Source organism: Qipengyuania sp. JC766 (assembly GCF_040717445.1).
GTDB lineage: Bacteria > Pseudomonadota > Alphaproteobacteria > Sphingomonadales > Sphingomonadaceae > JC766.
Genome location: NZ_JBFEFL010000001.1, coordinates 2,317,565 through 2,340,203, shown reverse-complemented (window position 1 = coordinate 2,340,203; position 22,639 = coordinate 2,317,565). Strand labels below are relative to the sequence as shown.

Annotated in this window: 19 protein-coding genes; 9 read left to right on the top strand and 10 right to left on the bottom strand. The window is 65.8% G+C overall.

The window, feature by feature from the left end; translation table 11 throughout:
• Positions 1 to 7: 7 nt before the first annotated feature.
• Positions 8 to 661 (bottom strand): OB-fold-containig protein, encoded by a 654-nt coding sequence (locus AB1K63_RS11215; protein WP_366960234.1) that lies wholly within the window; start codon positions 659 to 661, stop codon positions 8 to 10.
• Positions 662 to 858: 197 nt separating this feature from the next.
• Complete coding sequence (locus AB1K63_RS11210) at positions 859 to 3,855, bottom strand: type ISP restriction/modification enzyme (protein ID WP_366960233.1); 2,997 nt, start codon at positions 3,853 to 3,855, stop codon at positions 859 to 861.
• On the opposite strand from AB1K63_RS11210, the gene AB1K63_RS11205 reads away from it, so the two are divergent.
• On the top strand, positions 3,814 to 4,191 hold the full coding sequence (locus AB1K63_RS11205; RefSeq protein ID WP_366960232.1) for a hypothetical protein: 378 nt from the start codon (positions 3,814 to 3,816) through the stop codon (positions 4,189 to 4,191). The genes AB1K63_RS11210 and AB1K63_RS11205 overlap by 42 nt on opposite strands.
• 355 nt (positions 4,192 to 4,546) lie before the next feature.
• Here AB1K63_RS11205 and AB1K63_RS11200 read toward each other — a convergent pair whose 3' ends face one another.
• From AB1K63_RS11200 to glnE, 4 genes are all read right to left on the bottom strand, one after another.
• Positions 4,547 to 6,082, bottom strand: a complete 1,536-nt coding sequence (locus tag AB1K63_RS11200; RefSeq protein WP_366960231.1) for an acyl-CoA synthetase — start codon at positions 6,080 to 6,082, stop codon at positions 4,547 to 4,549.
• A gap of 145 nt (positions 6,083 to 6,227) precedes the next feature.
• Positions 6,228 to 6,866 (bottom strand): M23 family metallopeptidase, encoded by a 639-nt coding sequence (locus AB1K63_RS11195; protein ID WP_366960230.1) that lies wholly within the window; start codon positions 6,864 to 6,866, stop codon positions 6,228 to 6,230.
• Positions 6,867 to 7,281: 415 nt separating this feature from the next.
• The gene (locus AB1K63_RS11190; protein WP_366960229.1) at positions 7,282 to 7,755 is read right to left on the bottom strand and encodes a peroxiredoxin; all 474 of its coding nucleotides are present in this window, start codon (positions 7,753 to 7,755) and stop codon (positions 7,282 to 7,284) included.
• Entirely contained in the window at positions 7,752 to 10,451 is a 2,700-nt protein-coding gene (gene glnE / locus AB1K63_RS11185; RefSeq protein WP_366960228.1) for a bifunctional [glutamate--ammonia ligase]-adenylyl-L-tyrosine phosphorylase/[glutamate--ammonia-ligase] adenylyltransferase, read from the bottom strand. Before glnE ends, AB1K63_RS11190 begins: the two co-directional genes overlap by 4 nt.
• Before the next feature lie 115 nt (positions 10,452 to 10,566).
• On the opposite strand from glnE, the gene AB1K63_RS11180 reads away from it, so the two are divergent.
• The 3 genes from AB1K63_RS11180 to AB1K63_RS11170 all read left to right on the top strand — a co-directional run bounded on the left by AB1K63_RS11180 (position 10,567) and on the right by AB1K63_RS11170 (position 13,527).
• Positions 10,567 to 12,261, top strand: coding sequence for a M28 family metallopeptidase (locus tag AB1K63_RS11180; RefSeq protein ID WP_366960226.1), 1,695 nt, complete (start codon positions 10,567 to 10,569; stop codon positions 12,259 to 12,261).
• 19 nt (positions 12,262 to 12,280) lie between these two features.
• Positions 12,281 to 13,261, top strand: a complete 981-nt coding sequence (locus AB1K63_RS11175; RefSeq protein ID WP_366960225.1) for an agmatine deiminase family protein — start codon at positions 12,281 to 12,283, stop codon at positions 13,259 to 13,261.
• 125 nt (positions 13,262 to 13,386) lie between these two features.
• Complete coding sequence (locus AB1K63_RS11170) at positions 13,387 to 13,527, top strand: hypothetical protein (protein WP_366960224.1); 141 nt, start codon at positions 13,387 to 13,389, stop codon at positions 13,525 to 13,527.
• Positions 13,528 to 13,560: 33 nt separating this feature from the next.
• Here the strand turns inward: AB1K63_RS11170 and AB1K63_RS11165 are convergent, their stop codons facing one another.
• From AB1K63_RS11165 to AB1K63_RS11150, 4 genes are all read right to left on the bottom strand, one after another.
• Complete coding sequence (locus AB1K63_RS11165) at positions 13,561 to 14,307, bottom strand: sulfite exporter TauE/SafE family protein (protein ID WP_366960223.1); 747 nt, start codon at positions 14,305 to 14,307, stop codon at positions 13,561 to 13,563.
• A gap of 3 nt (positions 14,308 to 14,310) precedes the next feature.
• The gene (gene thrS, locus AB1K63_RS11160; protein WP_366960222.1) at positions 14,311 to 16,308 is read right to left on the bottom strand and encodes a threonine--tRNA ligase; all 1,998 of its coding nucleotides are present in this window, start codon (positions 16,306 to 16,308) and stop codon (positions 14,311 to 14,313) included.
• 247 nt (positions 16,309 to 16,555) lie between these two features.
• Positions 16,556 to 17,167 (bottom strand): hypothetical protein, encoded by a 612-nt coding sequence (locus tag AB1K63_RS11155; RefSeq protein WP_366960221.1) that lies wholly within the window; start codon positions 17,165 to 17,167, stop codon positions 16,556 to 16,558.
• A gap of 65 nt (positions 17,168 to 17,232) precedes the next feature.
• The gene (locus tag AB1K63_RS11150; RefSeq protein WP_366960220.1) at positions 17,233 to 18,882 is read right to left on the bottom strand and encodes an alkaline phosphatase D family protein; all 1,650 of its coding nucleotides are present in this window, start codon (positions 18,880 to 18,882) and stop codon (positions 17,233 to 17,235) included.
• A gap of 137 nt (positions 18,883 to 19,019) precedes the next feature.
• Between AB1K63_RS11150 and AB1K63_RS11145 the strand changes: the two genes are divergently transcribed.
• The 5 genes from AB1K63_RS11145 to AB1K63_RS11125 all read left to right on the top strand — a co-directional run bounded on the left by AB1K63_RS11145 (position 19,020) and on the right by AB1K63_RS11125 (position 22,549).
• A complete protein-coding gene (locus tag AB1K63_RS11145; RefSeq protein ID WP_366960219.1) occupies positions 19,020 to 19,628 on the top strand; it encodes a hypothetical protein in 609 nt (202 codons plus the stop codon).
• Positions 19,625 to 19,822: a helix-turn-helix transcriptional regulator gene (locus AB1K63_RS11140; protein WP_366960218.1), complete on the top strand. Its 198-nt coding sequence runs from the start codon at positions 19,625 to 19,627 to the stop codon at positions 19,820 to 19,822. Before AB1K63_RS11145 ends, AB1K63_RS11140 begins: the two co-directional genes overlap by 4 nt.
• Before the next feature lie 160 nt (positions 19,823 to 19,982).
• Positions 19,983 to 20,717, top strand: a complete 735-nt coding sequence (locus AB1K63_RS11135; RefSeq protein ID WP_366960217.1) for an alpha/beta hydrolase — start codon at positions 19,983 to 19,985, stop codon at positions 20,715 to 20,717.
• A 15-nt stretch (positions 20,718 to 20,732) separates the two neighbouring features.
• Positions 20,733 to 21,566, top strand: a complete 834-nt coding sequence (locus AB1K63_RS11130) for a hypothetical protein (RefSeq protein ID WP_366960216.1) — start codon at positions 20,733 to 20,735, stop codon at positions 21,564 to 21,566.
• Positions 21,567 to 21,568: 2 nt separating this feature from the next.
• Positions 21,569 to 22,549 (top strand): LLM class flavin-dependent oxidoreductase, encoded by a 981-nt coding sequence (locus AB1K63_RS11125; protein ID WP_366960215.1) that lies wholly within the window; start codon positions 21,569 to 21,571, stop codon positions 22,547 to 22,549.
• Positions 22,550 to 22,639: the final 90 nt, after the last annotated feature.

The following is a 22,639-nucleotide window of genomic DNA, read 5'->3' as shown; positions in this document are numbered from 1 at the left end:
ATCCGGGTCATCGCGCCGGCGAAAGGTTGCGCGTTTCGAGGGCCTGCCCGAAGAACAACTCGCCTTCGCGGCGGACCAGCAGGACCTGCTCCCCTTCCACGATCTGCCCGTCCTTCGCGTGCGGCTCGATCATGACGTGGTGCGGATGGCCGAACGCGTCGATCACGCGGCCGCGCGCCGGGGACGCATGGCGGGCGGTGCCGGTCACGATTTCCGCCCGGCGTCCGACAAGAGTGTCGAGCGTGACGGCGCTGGTCTCGTCCTTCGGCAATATCCGCCCGATGGGCCTGACCACCACGCCGGTGACCGGCAGGGCCGCGCCGGCCGCGAACAGCGCGGCGAGCCACCGGTCGAGCGGGCCGCCGGTCAGGCTGGTCGCAAACCCCTGGATACCGACGCCGAGCGCTGCGAACACGAACAGGAACACTGCCAGCCACACGGTAATCGGGACCCGCCCCAGGCCGAGCATGCTGGCCGCCGCCGCGCCGATCCCGCCATCGGGCATCGCGCTGCCGCCTTCCAGATCGCCGTCCGCGTCCAGGTCCATGTCCGCATCGGCATCCCCACCGAAATCGAGCCCGATGGCCTGCACCAGCGCGAGCAGCGCCATGAATGCGAGCGCGACGGCAAAGGGCAGGTTATGGTCGGCAAGCAAGCTCACGGATTCGCCCCGGTCCCCCCGGACGCCTTGATTTTCCCCGCTTTGCCCATGCCATTCATATGCCAGACAGGTCCGGAATAGGGAAGGAAATTCGGGCCTTTTGCCGGCGGAATTCGGGGTGGACTGCGATGTGACAGATTGGGTGCATGAGCGATTTCAAGGCAGTCGCCGGCGCGGTTGCCAGACGAGAACCGCTGCTACGTCCCCGATTCCAGCGGCAGTTCGATCTCCCGCATGATCCGATCCGTTTCGAGCAGGATTTTGACGATCCGCATGTAGTGGTTGAGGTCCTCGTAGGAGAGCGTGCGGCCCTTGCGATCCTTCAGCCATTTCTGGGCCGGCTGGTATCCGCCGATATGGAACTCCCACGCGGTTTCCGGTACGCTGTCGAAATACTGTTGCGCGTTGATATGGACGCGGCCCACCGTGGACCCTGACCCGCTTGTCTGTGACACGAATTTCGGATGCCCTGCGGCAACGACGCTGTCCTCCTCGCCTTCCGGCACGTCACCCGCGAAGGGATAGAGCGCCTCTCCGATGACGGCGGGTTCCATAAGGTGCAGGCGGCGCAGCACCTCGCCCTTTTCGCTGACATGGTGGAATACGTCCGGGCTGGCGGGATAAGGGATGCGCGGAAAGTCGATCTTCAGGAATTCGGCGAATGTCGCGCGGTAATCGGGCGAGTGCAGCACGCCGTATATATAGTCGAACACCTTGACCTCCGACGGGCGCGCATCGCCGGTCGCCGCGCGGAAATCGTCCTCCGGGCCGGCCTGGTCGGCAGGATCGATCCCGGCGGCCTTGCAGATGGCGGCGTAGAGCTTGGGGTCGAAATTGACGGCGCGTTGCTTGGGGGCGAGCGCGTCCGATTGATCAATGTCTTCGTCGGGATAAAGGTAAAGCGGGAATTGCTGGGCTATACCCTTGTTGGAGAAAACGTATCGGTTATCGACAATCTCATCGATGACTGTGACATGAGAATAAGGAGCGCCGCCTTGGATGGCTTGTCGCGGCGACATGAGCGACAAGTTGTCACGTAGCATTTGACGCATAACTTCGTGCCGGGGATAGCACATAAAACCCCGTGAATTACCGGTGTAAAACGTCCATCGGCTGTCGAAAGGTCGGTATGCAATTGGAACAATCTTTGATCTATCAAGATTAGCCCGAACATCTTTTTGCGCCCATTCAACTCGCCAGTCTCTGACGTCATTCCCCAGCCGAAACTGTTCGCGCAAAGATTCTGTTTCGTTAAGAGAAAACGTTTGTAAACGCTTCCATAATTCTGATCGACTGCCGTCAATCACCAGTGCATCACGAGCCGTAACGATACCGACCGAGTTGATGGGAAGAAGGTCGTTAACTGCGAAGCTTTCTTCGTACCGTTCCCTCAAGGCCCAATCGCGCGGCACGAATGGAAAGTTATAGGGCTGGGCCTCAAGCTCGGTGCTAGATAGAGAGAGCAAATTCTTATCGAGTGATTGGCTCTTCGCGTGCCGACTTCCCCACAAGTCTCCATGCCAGACCTCCGCCAGTTTATCGCTGCCCTCGCCTTTCCTAACCGCGACGATCAGCGCCACACCCTGCTGGATATCGAAGACGTTCTTGTCCGGCGAACCGTCCGGGCTCACCTCTTTCTTCTTGGCGTTGCCGTGCAGGTCCAGCACCCAAATCTTGTCGAAGGTCTTGAGCAAGTGCCAGCGCATCCCGCGAAAGGTCGGGTTGTCGAGATAGCCGTGATTGGTGATGAAGCCGAGCACCCCGCCTGACGGGTTCTTGGCAATCAACTCCTCGCTCATGCGGATGAACTTAACGTAATCGTCGTTGATCCATTTCGGATTGCGCTCCTTTAGCCGTTCCTTCCCTCCCGGCTCCATCTTGTAGGCTTCCATCAGCCCCATGATGTGCTTGCCCTTATTGGCGCTTTCACCGGAATACGGCGGGTTTCCGATCACGCACATGATCGGCGTCTGCCGTTTCACATCACCCGCGCCGCGCGCTTCGTCGGCCAGCGCCTGTAGCGCGAAGAGGTCCTTCACCTCGCGCTCGGCGGGCTCCAGCGCGTTGGTCAGCCAGACGGAGAGGCGCGGGGGCCATTGCTTGCCAGTGGGCCAGTCCTCCGGCGGCTTGCCGGTGCTGGGCGTATATCCGCTTTCGGTCAGCTGCATGTCCAGCTTCATGTGGCACATGGCGTAACTGGCCATCAGCAGTTCGAAACCGTGCAGGCGCGGCAGCAGGTCCCGCTCCACGTAGCGGGACCATTGCCCCGGCGCGCGCGGCTTTACCCGGTCGGCAATGGTCTGCACCGTCTTCGCCAGAAAAGTGCCCGTGCCCGTCGCGGGATCGAGTATCTGCACGCGGTGAACGTCACGCCGGATCGTGCGCGGTTTGCCGGTTTTCGGATCGTCCTGACCGGTATCCCAGTCCACCGTCACCTTCTGCGTATCGGCCAGCCCGTCCGCGATGCCGAATTCGGACTTCAGCACATCGTCAACCGCCCGCACGATGAAATCGACCACCGGTTCCGGCGTGTACCAGACCCCGCGCGCCTTGCGTTTCTTCGGATTGTATTCCGCCAGGAACGTCTCGTAGAAGTGGATGAAGGGATCGTTGCGGGCAGTGAACTGGCCGAAGTCCTTGAACAGGTCGTGCGGCCGGCTGGCGCGCAGCACCGCCACGAGGTCGTCCACCGCGTAGCGCAGCCATTCGGGCAGATCGTATCCGGCGATGGTCTGGAAAAGACCGCGCAGGAACGGGTTCGACTTGGGCAGCAGTTCCAGCGCCTCGCTGCGGGTGAAATCCTCCGGCGTCCGCGTATCGTGCAGGCGGGCCGCGAACATGCCGTAGGTAATGGTCTCCGCGTAAAGGTCCGCGAATTCTTCAGGCGTCAGGTTGGGCAGCAGGTTTTGCTTGAACACCGTGTACTGGCGGCCCAGCGTGGTCTGGAATTCGGGATCGTCCTTCAAGGCGATGTCGACTTCGCCCTTTATGATCGCCGCCTTGCTGGCCATCATTTCCGCCAGCCGCTTCGCGCTGCGGATGCTGATCGGCTGTTCCGCGGCGAACAGGCGCAAGTGGCGCTCGAGGTCAGCGAAGGTTTCCGGGAGCGGCTGCAGCTTGCCCAGATCGCCCAGGAACGAGGCGATGGAGGTATGGTGGATCACCTCGCCCTCGCGGATGAATTCGAAGTCCACCCCGTTGGTGTAGATCAGGTTGGGATAGGCCGCCTCGTAGCGCTTGCGCTGCTCGACGCTGTAGCCCTTCAGCTTGACGACATCCTTCGGCAGGTCCTTCGCTTCCGCCCAGCCGAACGGCACGCCGTCGCGGTGGAACAGGAAATCCGGCATCCCGCCTTCGGAACGCTTGGGTTCGTTGATGACGCGGGCGCTGTCGTCGATGCTTTCGAACAATCGCTGCAGGGGCGCGCGGTAGCTGTGCTCCGTCGCGTCGCCGCTGGCATAGATGTCCGTGATTTCTTCGAGATAGCCTGCGATGTCCACTCAAACACTCCCCTTCCCCACCGCTTCTAGCGCCGCGTATGCGCTTGCCAACAACGCGCTGGCCGCACGGGAGAATTACCCGGTGCGCCGGACGGGCCGTGGCTCCATCCGGGCCGCCGCTGCCCCCGACGTATTTCGCGCTGTCCTACATGCCGGAGGCGGTGGTAGGGGCGCAGGCGTTCTTTCTCACTCGTCGCATCCTGCTTGCCCGGACCTCGCCGGCGCATGGGAAGGTCACTCCGGTGTGACTTTCGCCTGATCGCAAAGGCCACGGGTTGCTCGCCGCCGCTCGCCGCAAACCCGCGGAATTGCGGGACTTTCCCGGCCCCCGGGGATTTCGTTCGAAAGGCATCGGGCGGTCCATGTCCCGCCCGCCTGCCGGGCGTTACCCGGTGTCCTGCTCCGCGGCGCGGGCGAACTCGTCTCGCAATTCGCGCTTGTAGAGCTTGCCGTTCGCCTCGCGCGGGAGTTCCGGGCGGAAGTCGAACAGGCGGGGCATCTTGAACGCCGCCAGCCGCCCGTCGAGATAGGCGCGCAGCTCCGCCTCCAGCGCCTCACCTGCTTCCGCCATGTCCACCGGCTGGACCACGGCGACGACCTTCTCGCCGAAATCGGGATCGGGCGCGCCGATCACGGCGGCATCCATCACCTTGTCGTGGCTGATCAGGAGGTTCTCGATCTCCTGCGGGTAGATGTTGACCCCGCCGCTGATGATCATGTGGCTCTTGCGGTCGGTCAGGAAGAGGTACCCGTCCTCGTCCACGTGGCCGATGTCGCCGATGGTCATCCAGCCTTCGGGATGCATCGCCTCGGCCGTCTTGGCGGGATCGTTGTGATAGGTCGGCATGACGTCGACCTCGCAATAGATCAGCCCGTCCTCGCCCGGCGGCAGTTCCGCCCCGTCCGGCCCGCAGACATGCAGCTTGCCGTAGATGGGGCGCCCGACCGTGCCGGGCCGCTCCAGCCATTCCGCAGAGCGGGCCAGCGTCATGCCGATGCCTTCGGACCCGGCGTAGTATTCGGTGATGATGGGGCCCCACCAGTCGATCATCGCCCGCTTGATCGGCACCGGGCAGGGCGCGGCGGCATGGAGCGCGCTGCGATGGCTGGAAAGGTCGTAGCGCGTGCGCACGTCGTCGGGCAGCTTGAGCATCCGCACGAAATGGGTCGGCACCCACTGGCTGTGCGTGACGCGGTGCCGCTCGATCAGGGCGAGCGCCTGCTCGGGATCGAACTTCTCCATGACGACCACCGTCCCGCCGAGCCGCTGCACCGTGCTGCTCCAGGCAAGCGGCGCCGCGTGGTAGAGCGGGGCGGGCGAGAGGTAGGTCATGTCCCCGTCGGCCGGCATCCCGGCGCCCATCACCGCAAGGCCGACCAGCGGCGTTCCTGCGGTCACTTCGGGTTCGGCGGGCGGTGCGGGGCGCACGCCCTTGGGCTGGCCAGTCGTTCCTGAGCTATAGACCATGTTCAGGCCGGGCGCGGGATCGTCGATGGGATCGGCGGACTGTTTGGCGAGGTCGTCCGCCAGGTCCGGCGTACCGCCCAGCACGTGGATCGGCAGGTCCGGGCATGCCTCCCTAACCCCTGCCAGCAGATGCTCGAACTGGCGCGAGGTCACCAGCAGCTTCGCGCCGCTGTCCTGCAGGATGTAGGCGATCTCCGGCGCCGCCAGCCGCGTCGCGATCGGGACCAGCACGGTGCCCGCCCGCTGCGATCCCCAGACGAGGTCGAAATACTCGGCCCGGTTCTCCAGCAGGATCGCGAAGCCGTCTCCCGCCGCCAGCCCCTGCGCGCGCAGGAAATGCGCCACGCGGTTCGCCCGCCGGTCGAGCTCGCCATAGGTTACCGTCTCGCCGGAGCCGCCCATGATGACCGCGGGCCGGTCCGGACGCGATTGTGCGTGAAGTATCGGATGCATGCTGTCCTCTTCCCCCCCGACGTCATGGCGTCGCACCTGGCAGGAAGCCTAAAGCTGCACCGGCGGCCCGCAAGCAAAAAGGGCGCCGGTTCGTACCGGCGCCCTTCGTGAAACCGTTTCGTTGCCCTCTCGCGGGCGCCGCGGATCAATCGCCGCCGCGGCCGCCCTCGCCTTCGACCAGGGCGAGTTCGCCGTGCGAATGCGTGTCCTTCATGTACGGGACCGGATTGACCGCGCGGCCGGAAATGCGGACTTCGTAGTGCAGGTGCGGACCGGTGGAACGGCCGGTGGATCCGACATAGCCGATAAGGTCACCCTTCTTCACCTGCGCGCCGTCGGCGGTGGCGATGCGGCTCATGTGGGCGTAGCGGGTCTGCATCTCGCCGGCATGCTCGATATAGACGACATTGCCGTAGCTGCCCGAGTAATTGGCGCGGCTCACCGTACCGTCGGCCGTGGCGTAGATCGGCGTGCCGGTCGCTGCGGCAAGGTCCACCCCCTTGTGGTTGGCGCGGCGGCGCAGCACGGGATGGTCGCGCATGCCGTATCCGCTGGTCAGCGTGGCGGTGGCGATCGGCATCAGCGAAGGCGTGGCCGCGGGCATGTTCATCGCGGCGAGCTGGCGAACGTCGGTCGCCGTGACGGACTGGCCGTCGGCGCCCTTCGTGTCGAGATCCTTCCACTTGGCGAAGAGTTCGGAAAACTGCGCGTCGTTGCCCAGTTCGACCACATCCTTGACCGGGGGCAGGGGGCGGGTGGCGTCGGAGGCGGAGTCAGCCGCCATGACCACTACCGAACCGGCGTCCGGATCGTCTTCGGCAAATGCCGGCGTGGCGGTGAAAGATAGTCCTGCTGCAGCCAGGCACATTCCAAGAGTGCGACCAAATGTCCGAGCGACCATATATAAAACTCTGTCCCGTCTTCCCGGCCGACCTGCCCCGATAGAGCGGGGCCGACCCCAATCAGACCGAAACGGGAACGATCCTCCGCTTCGGTGATTGTGGGGTAACGTGAGGTTCGTTTCCGATGCAACAGGCGCACCGGATGCGAGCGATGGGCTGGCCCTTTAACGGGTTGAGTCGTTTCGCCGCTCGACCACACGCTCCCGAAAATAAAGGTTCTGTAAACTTTCCCGACACCTCGCGCGTACCTGGAGGGCCGATTTCGGTCGGAACACCCCCCTTGCCTGTCGGCAAGCGTTACATGGCTTCGACCGCTTCGAGTACGTCAGCGGCGTGGTCCTTCACCTTCACCTTGGGCCACACTCCCGCGATCCGGCCGTCTTCGTCCACGAGATATGTCGTGCGGACCATGCCCATGAAGGTCTTCCCGTACATCTGCTTCTCGGTCCAGATACCGAGCGTGTCGGACAGGCCGTCCTCCTGCGCGTCCGTCGCCAGGTCGACCGAGAGGCCATGCTTGGCGATGAAATTCTGGTGCTTCTTCGCCGAATCCTTGCTGATCCCCAGTATGGCCGCGCCCGCCTGCTCGAATTGCGGTTTCAAAGCGCTGAAATCCTTCGCCTCGTTCGTGCAGCCGGGCGTATTGTCCTTCGGATAGAAGAACAGCACCAGCTTGCGACCGCGATAGTCGGACGGTTTGATAGTCGATCCGTCGACGCCTTGCATCGCGATATCGGGCATCTCGTCGCCCGCCTCGTAAGTCTTGCTCATGTCTCGATCTCCAGTGGTTCGCCGAAAATTTCCTGCCATGCCTCTGCGACATCCCGGCGGGCCCGGTCCAGTGCCTCCAGCAGGGTCAGCGGATCGGGCTGACCGCACAGGTTCGCCAGGACTCGCGCGGCCGAGGCTCGCGGCATGGACAGGTCGGGCGCGATGAGGCGCGCGGAAACCAGCAGGCGGGTCATCAAGGCATGGGCATCGGCCACGCCCCTACCGACCAGTCCCTGTTCCACCAGTCGCGCGATCGCTTTTTCGAGCTCGGGTCGCTGCGCCGTTTCCTCCCGCAGCTGCAGGAAATGGGTCAGGAACTCGATATCGACCAGGCCACCGCGCAGAAGCTTCGCGTCCAGTTTCCCGCGCGCCGCCTTGTGCTGCGCCATCTCCGACCGCATCGCGAGGACGGCATCGCGCAGTTCACCCGCGTCGCGGCTGCGGCACAGGACACCTTCGATGACCTGTTCGACATCGCGCCGTGCTGTGTCTGATCCGGTCAGCACCCGCGCCCGGGTCAGCGCCATGTGTTCCCACGTCCACGCGCGTTCGAGCTGGTAGCGCTCGAAACTCTCGACACTGACCGCCAGCGGACCCTGCGCCCCTTGCGGTCGCAACCGCGTATCGACTTCGTAGAGGGCACCCTCCGCGGTCGGCACGCTGAGCGCGGCGACAATCCGCTGGGCGAGCCGATTGAAGTAGAGCGTGGCGCCCAGGGGCCGATCGCCATCGGATTCGCGCGCGAAATCGCCGGTGAATAGGAACACGATGTCGAGATCCGATGCATGGGTCAGCGCCCGTCCCCCGAGCCGGCCCAGACCCACGATCAGCAACTCCGCCCCCCCGATGCGGCCGTGTTTGCGCGCGAACTCCCGTTCCGCGGCTCGCGCCGCGACGCGCAGTCCGGCTTCGGCCAGCCGCGCCAGCGCCTCCGCGATCTCGAGCGGGTCGTGAGCCTGTTCAACGAGCTGTACGCCCAGTGCGAAGCGCGTCTCGTTGGTCACGATGCGCAGACGGTCGAGCTGGTCCTCGTAATCCCCGTCGGTCGCCATCTTGCGCTCCAGCGATTCGACGTCTCCGGGCAGGTCGAGAGCGCTGCGGTCGATCAGCGCGTCGAACAGGACGGGCCTGCGCCCCAGCTGTGCGGCGAGTGGCGGCGCGAGAGTGATGATCCCGACCAGCTGCCCCAGCAGGGCCGGCCGCGCTTCCAGCAGTTTCAGCAGGTTGATCGCGCTGGGCGCGGTTTCGAGCAGCTCGCCCCAGCGCAGCAGCGCACGCCGGGGATCGGGCGCCTGGCCGAACGCCTCGATCAGGTCCGGCAATAGCGCCGCATGCGCGGTCTGGGCCGCCTCGCTTCGCAGCGATCGTACACCACCGCCGTGCCAACGCTCGATTCGCTCGGCGAGCTCGTCCGCCTTGTCGAACCCTGCCGTGCGCAGGCGATCCACGAGCTTCTCGTCGACCTTCAGTCCCTCGGAATCGCTGGCCGCGGCATCGAGCAGGCGATCGAAGCGCTTTCCGACAGCGGCGGTCAGCCTCTCCACCTCCGCGAGCAGGCTCGCAGGCGTGTCGTAACCCGAAAGCGAGGCAAGCGCGTCGAGCCGGTCCTTGTCCGGTATCGAGTGGGTCTGGCGGTCGTCGAGCATCTGGATGCGGTGCTCGATCGTGCGCAGGCCCTCGTAGGCCTCGCCCACGTCGCGTGCATCGTCCGCGCCGATGATGTCTGCTGCGGCCAGGGCATCCAGCGTCTGACGCGTGCCGCGCAGGCGCAGGGCCTCGTTGCGCCCGCCATGGATCAGCTGGTGCGTCTGGGCGTAGAACTCTGCTTCACGGATGCCGCCGCGGCCCTTCTTGACGTCGAAGCCGGGGCCCACGGTGCGGGGTCCGGAATGGTCGGTCCGGATCCGTTCGGTGAGACGGCCGATCTCCTCAATCGCCCCGAAATCGAGGCTCCGCCGCCAGACGAAGGATTCGATCGTGTCGAGGAACTCCTCCCCGGCTGCGCGATCTCCTGCCGCGACCCGCGCCCGGATAAACGCCGCCCGTTCCCACGGCAGGGCGCTCGATTCGTAGTGCGAGATCGCACCGTTGAGCGAAATCGCCAGCGGGCTGACTTCCGATGCGGGGCGCAGGCGAAGATCGACCCGGAAGATGTAGCCTTCCTCCGTGTTCTCCGACAGAATTCGCACGACGTCGCGCGCGTAACGCTGCGCCGCTTCGCCCGGCTCGTCGCGCTTCGCGCGCGGAAGCGTTTCCGGGTCGTAGAGCAGGATGGGATCGATGTCCGAGCTGTAGTTGAGCTCGCACGCCCCGTGCTTGCCCAGTGCCAGCGCGATGAAACCCGTGATGCCGACCCCGGTGTCGGCATCCGGCACCCGGCGGGCGATCGCCGCGCCGATGGCCCGTTCCAGCGCCCGGTCCGCGAAATCCGACAGCCGGCCCGTCACGTCCGCCAGCGAGAAAGCGCCCGCCAGGTCCCCGATCGCCAGTGCGGTCGCCAGCGCCAGCCGCTCTCGCCGGAGCGAGACCCCGACATCGTCTATGCCGTGTCCTGCCTGCCCGGCCCAAGCGAGGGCGGCGTCGCCGTCGCCTGCCTCGAGCAGGCCGGCAAGCTCTGGCTGGCGGTCGAGCGCGCGGGAGAGGAAGGGCGAATTGCGTCTCGCCCGCGCCACCGCGTCTGCCCAGTTCGTCTCCATCGTCTGGCGTCCTGCCCGTCCCGCCCCCTTGCGACAAGCCCGGCAAATTGCAAAAAGCCCCGCATCTGCCAAACGCATCGACCCGTTCGCGCGCAGAACAGAGGATGTCCGCCCCATGAGAATTCGCCTTGCCTTCGCCGCCGCGACGCTGATGTCGCTTTCCGCCTGCCAGATGCCCGGCGAGGCCGGGGAGGAGCCGACCGCATCGCTCGACATCCCGGAGGTCGAGGATGGTGACCTGAACGAAGCGACCATGGTCGACATTACGCGCGAACTGAGCAGCGACGCGTTCGAGGGCCGCATGCCGGGCACGGTGGGCGAGGAGAAGACCGTCGCCCTGCTGATCGAGCGATTCAAGGCGGCCGGCCTGCAGCCGGGCAATGGCGACAGCTGGGTACAGAAGGTCCCGCTGGTCGAGATCACGGGCCGCGATTACGCGCCGCTCACGATCGCGGGCGACGGGGTCGATCTGAGCTTCGACTTCGCCGAGGACTGGGTCGGTGTCACCTACCGCGAGGAAGCGCAGAGCAGTCTGGAGGACAGCGAGCTCGTCTTCGTGGGCTACGGCATCAACGCGCCCGAACGCGAGTGGAACGATTACGAAGGCGTCGACATGGCGGGCAAGACCGCCGTCATCCTCGTCAACGATCCCGACTGGGAATCGGACGGGCTGGAAGGCACCTTCAACGGCCGCGCGATGACCTATTATGGGCGCTGGACCTACAAGTTCGAGGAAGCGGGCGAGCAGGGCGCGGCGGCCGCGCTGGTGGTCCACGATACCGAACCGGCTTCCTACGGCTGGAACGTAGTCGAATCGAGCTGGTCCGGACCGCAGGCCTATCCGCAATACGGCGCCAACGCCCCGCCCCGCACGCAGATGAACGGCTGGGTGCAGAACCAGGTCGCGCGCCAGATCGTGGAAGCGGCCGGACAGGATTTCGATGCGCTGGTCGCCGCGGCGAAGCAGCCTGGGTTCAAGCCGGTGCCGCTGGGCATCACGGCCTCCACCGCCTTCAGCAACGATGTGCGCAAGTTCGAATCGCAGAACGTGATCGCCATGCTCGAAGGCGCCGAACGGCCCGACGAATATGTCATGCACACCGCGCACTGGGACCATCTGGGCCGCTGCACCCCGGCCGATGACGGGGACGACATCTGCAACGGCGCGGTGGACAACGCCACCGGGACGGCCGCGCTGGTCGCTCTGGGCGAGGCGCATGCCAAGGCCGGCGCACCCGATCGCAGCCTCGTGTTCCTGGCCGTGACCGCCGAGGAATCGGGCCTGCTGGGCGCACACTATTACGCGCAGAACCCGGTCTTCCCGCTCGACCAAACGGTCGGCGGCATCAACATGGACGCCTTCCTGGTCGCCGGTCCCAGCAACGACGTGACCGTCGTCGGTCCGGGCAAGTCGCAGCTCGACCAGTTCCTCGACGCCGCGCTGAAGGCGGACGGGCGCGTCGCTACGCCCAATCCCGAACCGCAGGCCGGCTATTACTACCGCTCCGACCACTTCGCCTTCGCCAAGCTCGGCGTGCCGATGCTCTATATCGACGGGGGAGAGGACCTGAAGGATGGCGGCCGGACCGCGGGCAAGGCGATTGCCGACGAATACCGTGCCAACCGCTATCACGGTCCGAAGGACGAGTTCGACGAGAACTGGGACTGGTCCGGCGTCATGCAGGACCTGCAGCTCTATTATCGCCTGGGCCGCATGATGGCCAACAGCACCAGCTGGCCTAACTGGAACGAGGGCGACGAATTCCGCGCCGTCCGCGACGAGGCCTGCGCTGCCGAAGGCGGCTGCTGAGCCACGCCGAAGACACGCCATGACCTTTCGCATGCCGCCCGAATGGGCACCGCAGGACTGGCTGTGGATCGGCTTCCCGCACGATGCGGACGAGTGGCCCGGCTATCTCGATCGCGCGCAGGAGCAGATCGCCGCCTTCGCCAACGCGGTGGCCGAAACCGGGCAGGAAGTGCGGCTTCTGGTCCGCAACGCCGCGAACGAGGCACGCGCGAAGTCGCTCGTGTCGGGCAATGTCGTGCTGGAGAGGCGCGCATACGGCGATATCTGGCTGCGCGACACGGGGCCGCTGATCGTGCGCGACGGCACCGCCCGACAGGCCCGCCGGTTCGGCTTCAATGGCTGGGGCGGCAAATACGAAATGCCGGGCGACCGGACCATCGGCGCCGAACTTGCCGGCGACCTGGGTATTGCGCTGGAGACGTCCGACTGGATCCTGGAAGGCGGCGCCGTGGACGGTGACGGCACCGGCCTCGTCGTGACGACCGAGCAATGCCTGCTCAATCCCAATCGCAATCCGCATCTGACGCGCGAGGACATCGAGGCGCGGCTCGAACGCGACCTCGGCTTCGACCGGGTGCTGTGGCTGGGCGACGGCCTCCTCAACGATCACACCGACGGGCATGTCGACAATCTCGCCCGCTTCGTGGCCCCGAACACGCTCGTGCTGGCCGAACCGTCGGGCGCGGACGATCCAAACGCCGGAATCTATGCCGATGCCGCGGCGCGGGCCGGGGCCTTCGGCGTGGACGTAATCCGCATCCCCTCCCCCGGCCTGGTGACGCGCGGCGACATGGTGGAACCGGCGAGCTACGCCAATTTCGCCATCGCGACGCATTGCGTCATCGTCCCCACTTTCGGCGTGGCGCAGGACGATGCGGCCGTCGAAGCGCTGGATGCGCTGTTCCCGGGACGGACCGCGATCGGCGTGCCGGCGGATGCCGTGCTGGCGGGCGGCGGCGGCTTCCATTGCGCCAGCCAGCAGATGCCCGCCTCAGCCTGAATCCGTGACGGAATCGCCGGGCCGTGTCGGATAAGCGATAATCGGCGGGCGGCCGGCCTCCCCGCCACACCCGGGACACGATCTCGTGCGTATCTGAAAACGAGGGGACAGATGAGGATTTGTCCATGCGTTTCACCCGCAAGCTGTTCGCCGCCGGTCTCGGCATCCTGTTCGTCGTTTCGGCAGGCGCCGGCATCGTCACCGCGCAGAACGAGAACGCCACCACGCATGCGGCCGCACCCGATGACGAGCAACGCGACGCGTAAAGCCCGCGCTGGCGTGCCGATTGCCCTGATGGTCTAGACGAACAGCTTGGCGATCGCGGCCAGTGCCGCCGCGGCCAGGACCAGCCCGACGAAGCCCCGCCAGACCCGGTCCGAAATGTAGCCGTCGGCACGGCGGCCCAGCCATGTGCCGAACAACACGATAGGCAAAAGCATCGCGCCCAGCAGGGCCAGCCGCCATTCCATTTCCCCGATCGCCACGCCGGAGGCGATCCCGATGACCGCCGCCACGGTGAAGATCAGCAGCATGGAGCTTTTCGCGACTTGCCGCGGAATGGCGCGCCCCACGTAATAGGGGACGACCGGCGGCCCCGGCATGCCAGCAAATCCCGTCAATATGCCGGTGGCCGCCCCCGTCAATCCGGTGGTGAGCGGCCCGGGCTGCGTCGCCTCGCGCACGGGAAACAGGACCGCGAAGAAGGCGGACAGGGCCACCAGCGCGATCAGCACGCGCGCGATGTCGGGCGGGGTCGCCGCAAGCAGGACGAGGCCGGGCAAGGTGGTCAGCAGGACCGCCCCGATGATGAACCAGACGCTGCGCTCCGCCTCGCGCAGCAGCCGGGGCAGTTCGACCCCGCCGATCAGCATCGCGACGACATTGGTGGTCAGCACCGCCTCGACCGGGGTCAGCGCGAGCGCCAGCACCGGCACGAGGATGATCGCCAGCCCGAACCCCGCCAGCCCGCGGATGAAGGAGGCGACAAGACCCGTGCCGAGCGCCGCGGCCAGCTGCCACGCGGTGAAACCGGCCAGTACGTCCAAGCGTCAGTCCCGAAGGTCCGGCGGCGTTCCCGCTTCGCGCAGGGCCGCGATGGCCTCGTCCAGCGGCAAGACGCGCTGTTCCTTCTCGCCCAGTGTGCGAACCGCGACGGTGCCTTCCTCCGCCTCGCGCTTGCCGACGACCAGCAATTGCGGGACCTTGGCGAGGCTGTGTTCGCGCACCTTGTAGTTGATCTTCTCGTTGCGAAGGTCCGCTTCGGCACGGATGCCGGCCGCGCGCAGCTTGGCCAGCGCTTCGTTGGCATAGTCGTCCGCGTCCGAGACGATGGTGGCGACCACCGCCTGCGTCGGGGCGAGCCAGACGGGCAGGCGACCGGCGAAATGTTCGATCAGGATGCCGATGAACCGTTCGTAGCTACCGAAGATCGCGCGGTGGAGCATCACCGGGCGGTGCTTCTCGCCATCCTCGCCCACATAGGTCGCATCGAGCCGTTCGGGCAGGACGCGATCGCCCTGGATCGTGCCGACCTGCCAGGTGCGCCCGATGGCGTCGGTCAGGTGCCATTCGAGCTTCGGCGCGTAGAACGCCCCCTCGCCCGGCAGCTCTTCCCAGCCGTAGTCGTCGTTCGCCATGCCCGCCTCGGCCACGGCGTCGCGCATTTCCTGTTCCGCCTTGTCCCAGTCCGCATCGGAGCCGAATCGCTGTTCCGGCCGCAGCGCGAGCTTGATGGCGTAGCTGAAGCCGAAATCCTTGTAGACGCTGTCCGCCAGTTCGATGAAGGCGCGCACTTCCTCGACCACCTGTTTCTCGGTGCAGAAGATGTGCGCGTCGTCCTGCGTGAACTGGCGCACGCGCATCAGCCCGTGCAGCGCGCCGTGCGGTTCGTTGCGGTGGCAGCAGCCCATCTCGCCCAGCCGGATCGGCAGGTCGCGATAGGAGGTGATGCCCTGCTTGAAGACCAGCACGTGCGCGGGGCAGTTCATCGGCTTGAGCGCCATCCAGTCGGCGTCCTTGGACACCAGCTCGCCTTCGTCCTCCGTATTGGGCACCTCGTCGGGAATGACGAACATGTTCTCGCGATACTTGCCCCAGTGTCCGGATTGCTCCCACTGGCGCGCGTCCATCACCTGCGGGGTCTTGATCTCGCGATAGCCCGCGCCGTCCATCTTGCGGCGCATATAGGCTTCCAGCTGGCGCCAGATCTTGTAGCCCTGCGGATGCCAGAACACGCTGCCATGCGCTTCTTCCTGCAGGTGGAACAGGTCCATCTCGCGGCCCAGCTTGCGGTGGTCGCGCTTGGCGGCTTCCTCCATCCGGTGGAGGTGCTCGTTCAGCTGCTTCTTGTTGAGCCAGCCGGTGCCGTAGATGCGGCTCAGCATCGCGTTCTTCTGGTCGCCGCGCCAGTAGGCGCCGGACACGCGCGTCAGCTTGAACGCCTGCGGGTCCAGCTTGCCGGTGCTGGCAAGGTGCGGGCCGCGGCACATGTCCAGCCATTCCCCCTGGCGATAGACCGTCAGTTCCTCGCCCTCGGGAAGTTCGGCCGCCCACTCGGCCTTGAAGGTCTCGCCATGGTCCTTGAACCACTGGATCAGCTGCGTGCGAGTCCACACCTCGCGCTCCAGCGGCGTATCGGCGGCGATGATGCGACGCATCTCCTCCTCGATTGTCGGCAGGTCGTCGTCGGTGAACGGACCGCGATCGGGGGCGGGTGCGAAGTCGTAATAGAAGCCGTCATCGGTTGCCGGACCGAAAGTGATCTGCGTTCCGGGGAACAGGTTCTGCACCGCCTCGGCCAGTACGTGTGCATAGTCGTGCCGCGCCAGTTCGAGCGCTTCATCGACATCCCTGCTGGTCACCAGCTCCAGCTGCGCATCCCCTTCGAAGGGGCGGTTGATGTCGCGCAGCTCGCCGTCGACGCGGGCCGCCAGCGCCGCTTTCGCAAGGCCGGGACCGATCGCGGCAGCGACATCGGCCGGGGTCGCACCCCGTTCCAGTTCGCGCACCGACCCGTCGGGCAGGCTGATCTTGAGCAGTTCCGTCATTGTGTCCACCGTCCGTTCGTCGCGGGCGCTTTGGCGAATGCCGAGCATACCCGCAAGATGCGGCGTGGGAAGGGAAACCGGTTTCGGGAGCAAACGCCGCGCCACCCGAAGCCGGGTGGCGGGGCCGGGCCTCAGCCCGCGACCGACCGCCCCCGGGAGCCCGGGGTGGTCGTAGTCGTGATGGGAAATCCGTTCGCCATGGCCCGCAAGCTAGGGGCGGCCTACGCCCCGCGCAAGAACGAAGCGCCTATTCGAAGGACGTATGCTCGCCCCATTCCGACGAACTACCGGTCGCCTCGTCAGCGTAGAAGTCGTGCTCGCGAAGCAGGCGCTCCTTGGCAGCAGGGCTCATCTCCGCATTCTCGAGATCCTCGATCGACTTCTTGTAGCGTTCGAGCGTTGCTGGGTCCGACCAGACCTTGCCGGCCAGCTTGGCCATGATCGTGCGGGCATCGAATTCGCGCTGCTCGATCGTGGCATCGATCTGCTCGAGAACCACGATCTCGGCGACGTCGTTGACGAATTCGCTGTCCCGCATCTCCTGCGGCATCTGGTCGGTCAGTTCGAAATCGACCGACACGCGCGCGCCGGATCCTTCCGGAGCGACGGTGGCGAGGATTTCCGCGACCGGGTAACGGTTTTCGATCAGCACCCACTTCACGGTGCCGGGTTCCGACGCCCGGCGCTGCAGCGCGGACGTGGCGGATGTCGGACCGCCGAAATCGTCCGGCATGCGCATGGATTTGAGCGAGTTCTCGATCTCCGTCGGGGGCCGCTCGTAATATTCGCCCTGCGAACCGGCAGCGCCGGTCATGTAAATGCCACCCCCGGCAGCGCCTGCCAGGGCCAGACCGATCATCGTGCGCACCTGCATCTCCCCCAAAAATCCCGTCTAGCGGATAGCGGGGAAAGATTGGCGTCCGGTTAAACCGTCAGCGCGTTCCGACCGGCCTCCGCGGAAAGGCGGCTGGTTCCGGCAAGGCGACTGGTGCGCTGTCGGATGGTCCCGGCAAACCGCCACTCGCAGCTTGCACTCGACGCCGTCAGTTCGACGACCATGTAGCCGCGCTGGCTCGCATCCATCCACTGCAGTTCCGGATTGCGCTGCACCAGCGCGCGGGCAAGCGTTTCCGGCGGCAGCGGGTCGAGATAGGTCTCGAGGCCCGGCGACGTCACCCCCTGCACCGCGAACTCGATGCCTGCCGCTTCGCCCCTGTGGGTGAGGTCGAACGCCCATGCGTTGTGCGTGTCGCCCGCCAGCGAAATCAGGTTGGCGTCGGCCGCCAGGACGGCATCGAGCAGCCGATCGCGCGCAGCCGGATATCCGTCCCAGGCATCCATGTTGAGCGGGAGCCCCGCCTTGCTCGCGAGGATCGCGGCCAGCAGTCGCGGCCGGACCGCTTCGGGCGCGGCCTGCGTCAGCGGCTCCAGCAGTCGTTCGGGGCTGGCCACCTTGCCCATCAGCACCTGCTGGACCAGCACTTGCCAAGTCTTCCCTTCGCTCCGCGAACGGGAGAGGCCCGAGGCGAGCCACGCTTCCTGCGCACTGCCCAGGACCGTCCTCGCCGGATCGCGATAATCGCCGTCCCGAAAACTCGTGAGCGCGGCCGCCGCCTCTTCCGGCGTCGCATTGCCTTCCAGTATCGTCGAGAGGCTGAATTGCTCAGAGCGGGCCTCCAGCCGGGTTTCCAGTCGGAAGAGCGTTGCCAGATCACCGATGTCGTAGGCTTCCCACGGGTTGTCGGACACCGGCAGCCATTCGCGGTATGCCCGCATCGCGGCGCGCTTCCTCGCGGACCATTCACCCTCGCTGTCGGGCTGGTGGTTCTCCGCCCCGCCGGTCCAGCTGTCGTTCGCGCTCTCGTGATCGTCCCAGCCCATGATCCAGGGCACGATCTGGTGCAGGCGCTGAAGGTCGGGATCGTCGCGATAGGCCGCATGACGCAGGCGATAATCGGCGAGCGCTACGGTTTCGGTCTCTGGGTAGACCGTTCGTTCGGGCAGGCGCCGCTCGTCGTCGGGATAGGTCCCGGGCGCGTATTCATAGAAATAGTCGCCCAAGTGCAGCGCGAGGTCGAAATCGCCCGTCTCGGCCGCGTGGCGATAGGCGTTGAACCAACCGAAGCCGAGATTCGAGCAACTGAAGGCAGCCATCCGGAACGCCGCCGTTTCCCCTGCCGGCAAGGTGCGCGTGCGCCCCTCGGCGGACTGCTCGCCATTGGGCGCGGTGAACCGGTAGAAGTACCAGCGATCCGGCTCGAGCCCCGTCACCTGCGCCTTGGCGCACCAGTCGTTGTCCGGCGACGCGACGACGGAGCCTTCGGCAACGAGCCTTCGCTCGGCATCGTTGGTCCGCACCTCCCAGTCGAGAGGCGTGTCCTGCGATCCCACGAACCGCGTCCACAGCAGAACCCTGTCCTGACCCGGCTCCCCGCTGGCCACGCCGTGCGTGAAGCCCGTGCGGGTTTGCGCGGCGAGTGGCGCTGTGGCGACGAGTGCAGCCGATGCGCCGCCGAGCCGGAAAATGTCGCGGCGGGAAATCGCCAGGGCGGGCGGTTCGGTCGGGAAGCTCATTGGCAGGAATTAGCGCGCAAGCGTGACCGAAGGAAGACAGCCTGAGCGACAAGGTCGCCAATCAATTTGGAAAGCACCATTGACATCGTGTGCCAATCATGACAAATGACCTTTACACAAAGGAAAGGGTACGAGTCATGATCGAAACGCAGCGCAAGGCACCCGGGACACTGGCCGGACTTGCCGGAGCGAGTCTAGGGATCATTCTCGCGCTCGGCGCGAGCGGCGCGGTCGAGCCGCCCGGCTATTACGTGCTGCTTGCCATCCCGATCGCGCTGAGCGTTCTCACGATCGTGCGATCGACGGCCTATTGGCGGGAAGTTCGCGATGCGGGACCCGGGAAAGGATCGCCGCAGGAGAAGCGCTATATCAAGCGGTTCATGATCGCCACCGGCCTCTACCTGGTCGGAATGGGAGGCGCTCTCGTGCTCTTCGAGCAAACGGACGACCCGGTCCTGCTGGCCGCGATTGCCATGCTGCCCGCAATCCCGGCCGTTGCAATGGCGCTGTCCTTCCGCAGCTACGTGAATTCGGAAACGGACGAGTATCTGCGCCACCGGATAGGTCGCAGCGCACTCGGCGGACTCTGGCTCGTGCTCGTCGTGGGCATCATCTACGGCTTCCTGGAGACCTTCGCACCGGTACCGCACGTGCCCGCCTGGTGGGTCTTCCCGCTCTGGGCCGTCGGTATGGGGATCGCACAGTTCCTGTTCGACCGCGACGGACCTTCGGCAGAAGGCCCATGAAGAACCGCTTAAAGGTGCTTCGTGCCGAACGAAGCTGGAGCCAGCAGGAACTGGCCGAACGGCTCGGCGTCAGTCGCCAGAGCGTCAACGCCATCGAAACGGGCCGCTACGACCCGTCTTTACCATTGGCCTTCAAGATTGCGGAAGTATTTGCTATGACCATCGAAGAGATTTTCGACCGCGACGGGGAATAGCGTACCAATGCGATATCTGGTCCTTGTCTTCGCGCTCGCGCTTTCGGCGTGTTTTTCCGAAGCACCCGCCAAGCCGGCGAAGTCCGATCCGGTCTATCTGCCGGAGATCTACTGACGCTTCGGACTTGATGATGCGGTGCGGAACGCCGATGCGCGCCGCATGACAGACATCCGCTTCCACACCCTGCCCGGCGGACGCCGCATCGCCTTTCGCCATCTGGCCGGTGAAGGCCCGACCATCGTGTTCCTGCCCGGCTACATGTCCGACATGGACGGCGGAAAGGCGACATCGACCCTGCATTGGGCCCGCGAACACGGCCGCGCCTGCCTGTTGCTGGACTATTCCGGCTGCGGTTCGAGCGATGGCGATTTCGCGGACGGAACCCTGTCGGGATGGCGGGACGAGATCGTCTCGCTTTTGGACGCGCAGGTGCAAGGGCCGGTCCTGCTCGTCGGCAGTTCCATGGGCGGCTGGCTGATGCTGCTGGTCGCTCTCGCACTCCAGGCGCGCGTTGCCGGCATGGTCGGGATCGCAGCGGCGCCTGATTTCTCGGAATGGGGATACGACGACACGCAGAAGACTGCACTTCGAGCAGGATCGACCGTGTATGAGGACAATCCGTACGGCCCCGAGCCGACGCCGACCCATGCTCGCTTCTGGCAGGATGCGCAGGACCACAGGTTTCTGGGGTCACCTGTCGCGATCGACTGCCCCGTTCGGCTCATCCACGGCCAGGACGATCCCGACGTGCCCTGGGAAACCAGCCTGCGCCTCGCGCAGGCGCTGCGTTCGGACGATGTACAGGTCACGCTGATCAAGGATGGCGACCATCGTCTGTCGCGAACGGAGGATATCGCAGTGCTGTTGCGAACCCTGGCCGCGATGCCCACGTGACCTGCCGAGGTAGTCATGATTCCCAGTTTTCTCGTCGCCGCCCTCATGCAGGTCGGCCCCAATCCCGCCGATATCAGGTCGGTGCCCCCACCCGATCCCCGCGACGCGATCGTCCGGCAGGATAGCGCAGCGCGCCCGGTGTCGCTGCCGCCATGTCCGGTGATTTCGGGCTCCGAAGCGGCGGAACAGGTCGTGCAGTCCGCCCGCCGCCGTGCTGAAAGCCAGCGCGGGCTGGAAAAGGCCGCCTCGCTCCAGTGTCTCGGTATAGCGCAGGCCGACCTTTCCCAGTGGAACAGCGCCGCGGACAGCTTTGCCGAGGCGGCGCAGCTTGCGTCGGAGTTCGATGAAGGCCGCTGGCGTGCCGTAATCGGCGCGCAGCGCGGGCACGCCCTTTTGTCTGCGGACCGCTCTGCCGAAGCCCTGTCGGCCTTCGAATCCGCCGCCGCGCTTGCGGCAATCGAAGGCGATCAGGACCTCGCGGGACAGATCCTTTCCGACAAGGCGAGGGCGGAAGTCGCTGCAGGCGATATCGGCGCTGCCGCTTCAACGCTTGCCGGCGCGCGCGAAACCGCCGCGAATGCCGCGAGCGTCTGGCTCCTGTCTGCGACGCTGGCACGGCGAACCGACGATCTGGCACAGGCGCAGGCCTTCATCGAGCGGGCTGCCGAGCTCGACCGGACCGATCCCGAAATCGCGCTGGAGGCAGGCGTCATCGCTGCGTTGCAGGGCCGGGACGACGCGGCCCGCAGGAGCTTCGATTCGGCCGTGGCTCTCGCGCCCGACAGCGAAACCGCGGCGTCCGCCCGCGCCTATCTTGCCCAACTTTCGGTAGGGGGAACCGAGGAGTGACCGTGCCCCTTTCCGTCCTCGACCTCGTGCCCGTGCGCGAAGGCGCCGACGCGGGCGAAGCGCTGCGTGCGTCGACCGCCCTTGCCCGAATGGCGGAAGATACGGGTTACAAGCGGTTCTGGGTGGCCGAACACCACGCGATGGACGGTATCGCCGGCGGCGCGACTTCGGTCGTGCTCGCGCACATCGGTAACGCGACGTCTTCCATCCGGATCGGATCGGGCGGAATCATGCTCCCGAACCATACGCCATTCCAGATTGCCGAACAGTTCGGCACGCTCGATGCCCTGTTCCCAGACCGGGTTGATCTGGGCCTTGGCCGTGCACCCGGGGCGGATGGCAGCCTGCAGCGTGCCCTGCGCAAGGACCTGCGCGGCGCGGCGGAAAATTTCCCGCAGGACGTCGTGGAATTGCGCGCGCTCCTGACGGGCGACATCGATCTTCCGATCCGCGCCACTCCCGGTCTCGGCGCCAATATCGAGATGTGGATGCTCGGCTCCAGCCTGTTCGGGGCGCAACTCGCAGCGCAGCTCGGGCTGCCCTACGCCTTTGCCAGCCATTTCGCGCCCGACCATCTTGATGCCGCGTTGGCGGTCTATCGGCGCGATTTCCGGCCCTCCGAAGCGCTGGAAAAGCCCCACGTCATGGCCGCGATGACGGTGATGGCGGCCGAAACCGACGAGGAAGCCCGCTATCTCGCATCCTCGCAGCAGCAATCCTTCGTCAGGCTTCGTACGGGCAGCCCCGGCAAGCTGCCGCCGCCCATCCGCGACTACGAGGAAACCCTTCCTGACCCGGCCCGGCGGATGCTCCAGCATCTGGGACAGGCGAGCGCCGTGGGCGCGCCTGCCACGGTACGCGAAAGGATCGACGCATTCGTGGCGCGCACCGGTGCGGACGAGATCGTCTGCGCAGGTTCGACCTTCGATCCGGAGGCGCGGGAGCGTTCGCTTCGCCTGACCATGGAGGCGCTCGCCGCCTGACCCGCGCGCGACCGCTTGCGGCGACCATTTGGCGCGCCTAGAGCGCTGGCACTGTGACGCTTTCCAAGCATTGGTGTCACACGAAATTAC